The sequence below is a fragment of the Mesorhizobium sp. M1273 genome (assembly GCF_040318195.1).
GTDB lineage: Bacteria > Pseudomonadota > Alphaproteobacteria > Rhizobiales > Rhizobiaceae > Mesorhizobium.
Window position 1 is genome coordinate 1 of the sequence record NZ_JAMYLV010000098.1, and the last position, 608, is coordinate 608.

Below are 608 nucleotides of genomic sequence, written 5' to 3' on the forward strand. Positions count from 1 at the left end.
CGGCGCAAAACGATGCAGTCGTGCAAGCGCCAGCTCTTCCTCGAGTTTGACGACGCGTTCGGTGAGTTGACGGTTCTGCGCCTGCAGCGCAGCAATACGCGCCATCAACGCTTCAACAGTCGGTTCGCCGGGTCGATTCATCAGATTCTTGAATCGAAAGCATGCCGCCGCGTCAACCGCTCAATTCGAGAGCCCTCAACCCGCAACCTGATATTGCCGCACCGGATGGCGGACCATCGCATCGATGTCGATGCCATCGAGGATCCAGTGCAATTGCTCGGTCGTAAGCGTGACCACCGCTGCCTCCCGGCGCGGCCACCGGAACTTGTCCTCGGTCAGCCGCTTCAGGACCAGCACAAAGCCCGACCGATCGAAGAACAGGAGCTTCATCCGGTCGCGACGGCGATTGCAGAACGCAAAAACCGCCGGAGCAAACGGATCGAGCGCCATCGTCTCTTGGACCAGAACCGCAAGGCTGTTGATGCCGGCCCGGAAGTCGATTGGCTCGCGGTGCAGGTAGACTTTCAGGTCAGCGCCCAGTCTGAACATGACCCAGTGCTCCGATGGTCGCCGTCAACGCATCCACATCACCGCATTCCAGCGTCAAC

At 60.2% G+C, this 608-nt stretch carries 1 protein-coding gene and 1 pseudogene; both read right to left on the reverse strand.

Features of this window, described 5'->3' with window-relative positions; translation table 11 throughout:
• Positions 1–195: 195 nt before the first annotated feature.
• A complete protein-coding gene (gene tnpB, locus NKH30_RS33095) occupies positions 196–549 on the reverse strand; it encodes an IS66 family insertion sequence element accessory protein TnpB (RefSeq protein WP_014761846.1) in 354 nt (117 codons plus the stop codon).
• A pseudogene (locus tag NKH30_RS33100) lies at positions 530–608 on the reverse strand (IS66-like element accessory protein TnpA); the annotation flags it as partial. The gene tnpB and the pseudogene NKH30_RS33100, both read right to left, overlap by 20 nt.

Bases quoted from the DNA above. Each gene is read 5' to 3' on its own strand.
- tnpB (WP_014761846.1), bottom strand. From the start codon at position 549: ATGTTCAGACTGGGCGCTGACCTGAAAGTCTACCTGCACCGCGAGCCA.